This window comes from Legionella anisa, assembly GCF_001467525.1.
GTDB lineage: Bacteria > Pseudomonadota > Gammaproteobacteria > Legionellales > Legionellaceae > Legionella > Legionella anisa.
The window spans coordinates 1-3,577 of sequence record NZ_LNXS01000023.1; the positions used below are offsets into that span (position 1 = coordinate 1).

Here is a 3,577-nt window from a genome sequence, read left to right on the forward strand (position 1 = left end):
TTGAGTAAATCTCCACAATTTAAGGAGAGCGTACTTTACAAAATCATTTAAACTCTGTCACACAGCCTTGCCGGAAGGACACAAATATATTCGGTCAGAAGAAGCGTTTCTAAAGTCATTGTTAGAAACATTATTTTCAACTAGAGAATGAATATTCATTTTCGATGAAGGATTGCAGCGATGATGGATGATCCCCAATATACTAACAACTTGACTGTTGAATAACATGGTATAAGCACTTGAAGAACGATAACGCAACTATTAAATGGGCAGTAGATTATCTGGAATCTCATCATTGCAGATTGATTGCTATTCAAAAAATAGTTGAACCAGCTCATTCGATAGTGAGTAAAATAAACACATCCCAAGGCGTCTTCTACTTAAAGCAAACGCCACCCGCGCTATTTCTTGAGCCTGATACAATATCCCTGTTTCAAGCTCACGGATGTCAACATATCCCAACCGTCATTGCAAAAAATGACCGCTATCATTGCTTTTTGACAACCGCATGTGGCGATCTCACTTTACGTGCACTGTTTTCAATAAGCGGCGTTGATACCGATTTATTGGGACAAGGCATCAGTCATTATACATCTATTCAAAGAAATTTAGAGAATGATGCACCTAAGCTAATCACCTTTGGCCTCCCCGATTGGCGGCTTGATAAATTTCCTTTGTTATACCGCGCGCTTATACAAGAAACCGATCATTTGATTGCTGATGGTATAACGTCTGAAGAAATCACAGCCCTTAATCATGCTTATGATTTTTGTGTAGAACAATGTGAACGGCTATCAAAGTACAAGATCCCTGAAACCATCAACCATTGTGATTTTCAAGATAACAATATGCTGCTTTCCAAAGTATCAGGAGAGATAAGCATCATCGATTGGGGAGAAACTGTGATTAGCCACCCATTTTTCTCGCTTAATACTTGCTTATGGAATCTGACTTATTTCCACAATATGAAGCCAGATGACATGCAGTATCAAGCACTACAACAAATCTGCATTTTGCCTTGGTTAGGCAACCATGAAAAACGCGATCTGATAACGGCTTTTAACATCGCCAATGAGCTTTTGGGTGTTTTCGCTGCCTTAGGGTACAAGTTCATGTATGAGGCAACGGCCAACCAATCAAAAACCGTCCAAGACGAACATCCTGGCTCGATAGCAGGTTGTTTAAGAAGCTTCTTGCAGCAGGCAAGCAAATAGCTAGTCTGCCTCTCATGTTTTCTGCGTCACTGCAAATTTCCCAGCAGTGACGCAGAAAAATCACCTTGATTTTACCCCGTAAAATCAACACATTCGACCATTTTGTCCGGTCCCGCCAATCGGGATTGGACAAAATTCTTTCCAAAATCCCTTGCGAAGCAAGCACTGCTTTGCTAATTTGGAATCAAGCATGACTGATGAGCTGGTGAAAATCCGGCGAAACGTCAATCGACGTCTTATGCTAAGCCACTTCATTCCCTAACTCTGTGGCTGGACGTTCAGTCGGGAAAACCATCTAGGAATCTCTGTCATCCGACAGGGCAACTCCCTCGGGAGTTTAAGTCAATTTATTTCAATTTGACCATGGACTTGTATGACAAGAGCCATTGTCTTGTCGTTTTTATTAATCATCAAAAACAAGGAGGAAATAAGTACCTAAAACTGTTGTAATTCGGCGAGATCGTTTGCCTTATAACGATTGATTTGCCCCTTACTTCGAGCTTTATGGCTTTGGCCAGGTTTCATCTTTGAGTGAGCCGCTCGTTCAACACTAAACCAAAGACAGGGCAAATAAATTTTATCGGATGGGATAATGAGAAAATACAGCTTAAGACAAACTGCCAATCAATATTTAAAGCTCGGCAATCAAGGCAGCTACAAAATCAAAAAACAACGAGCATATGTTATTCGTCAAATGATTGATGATTTCTATACCATTGGTGATGTGCCATCTTCGTGGAAAAATGTTCAACCAAATCATATTCATCAACTGGTAGCACATTGGAAAAAGAGTAAACTACGTGCTAGCACGATTATGAATCACATGACTATCGTCAGGCATTATCTGAGCAGCATAGATTGTCCTATTCCTAATATAGACAACAAATCGCTGGGACTTAGTAAAACCAGCAAGAAACGCAAAAAGAAACTCAAAATACAGCACGACCACTGGTACACATGGGACAATCCAATACCGCGCCTCATCATGGCATTACAAACTGAATTTGGTCTTACCTTCCAAGAAGCCATTTATATAAAACCTGAAATTAACATCCAGGCTGACAGCATTTGGATAACCAGAAACATTGCATTTAATTCATTAGACAGGACAATTCCTATCAGATTTGAAATGCAAAAAACTATTCTGGATAAAATCAAAAAGGTAACTGATGGCAAATCTATTGCTGAATTTAACGATTATGAAGACACCAGAATTGCTTGGCGAAAGGCTTTAAAAAAACATGCCTTACCGATTAATAAGGCATACCGCTACCTCTACGCTAAGCAGATGGCTCAGTATCTTTTGCCCATATTAGGAAAGTATGAAACCTATTGGGTTATTCGCAGCGAAATGGGCATCAAATCCCGTGACTCTTTATGGAGATATCTCAATGAGTAAGTCCAAACTTAAAAATGCTCAGTATTCCATCAATGAATGTATTAAGAAAATCCAAAACTACTCTCACGCCAGCAGAGCGGATATGAAACACATGCTGAATCGCTGCGTCAATGATTTGCACCAGCTAGGCTATATGGTCACGCACATCAAAGGATTAAAACCAAAGCACATGCACATCCTCGTTGAACACTGGAAAACCCAGAATAAAAATCCTGCAACAATAAAAAATTACATGGCTAAACTTCGAAAAGTGGCCTCAGTGCTAAACAGGCCAGAACTGGTTAAGCAAGGCAATGACAGCTATCAAATCAATAAACGTAATTATGCCCCACAGTATAATAAAGCAATCAACAAAGTCGATTTTTCTAAATGCCCAGATCCAATGATCCGTTTATCTCTGGAAGCCCAGTCCCTTTTTGGCCTCCGTCGTGAGGAATCCATGAAGATTGTACTCAGTGATGCCTGGCAAGGAAATAAACTGGTTATAAAGCCCAGCTGGACTAAGGGCGGCATCGGACGCGATCTTAAACTCACCAATGAACAACAACGGCAATGGCTACTCAATGCTATAAAACAAGTTCCAGCTGGACAATCCCTCATTCCTAAAGAAAAGACCTATAAAAATCATCTAGCTCAATATCATGAAGTAATAGAAAAAATGGGGTTAAGCAAATGCCATGGACTTCGTCATGCTTATGCCCAGAGAAGATATCTTGAAATTACAAAGTCCTATGATAAAACTGGCAAAGGGCTTATTTGCCCGATCCAAGGTGGTAGAACATATAAAGAACTTAATCCTCTTGAAAAATATTGGGATAAAACCGCCAGGGAAATTATTAGTCAGTCGCTTGGGCATTCGAGATTGAGTATTACAAAGATCTATTGTGGAAAGTAGGTGATTATGTAAAGTAGTTCAAAAAGACCCAATAATATCAAGACTAATCCTCAAAATTACATTACATAA

The 3,577-nt window shown here is 39.7% G+C and carries 3 protein-coding genes; all 3 read left to right on the forward strand.

Going from position 1 to position 3,577, the window contains the following annotated elements:
• The first annotated feature begins 239 nt into the window (after positions 1–239).
• Positions 240–1,214, forward strand: coding sequence for a phosphotransferase (locus Lani_RS08855; RefSeq protein ID WP_019234850.1), 975 nt, complete (start codon positions 240–242; stop codon positions 1,212–1,214).
• Between the two features lie 592 nt (positions 1,215–1,806).
• Positions 1,807–2,613 carry a phage integrase N-terminal domain-containing protein gene (locus Lani_RS08860; protein WP_019234849.1) on the forward strand — a complete coding sequence of 269 codons (807 nt, stop codon included), beginning with the start codon at positions 1,807–1,809 and terminating at the stop codon, positions 2,611–2,613.
• Positions 2,606–3,508, forward strand: a complete 903-nt coding sequence (locus Lani_RS08865) for a phage integrase N-terminal domain-containing protein (protein WP_058388508.1) — start codon at positions 2,606–2,608, stop codon at positions 3,506–3,508. Before Lani_RS08860 ends, Lani_RS08865 begins: the two co-directional genes overlap by 8 nt.
• The last annotated feature ends 69 nt before the right edge of the window (positions 3,509–3,577 follow it).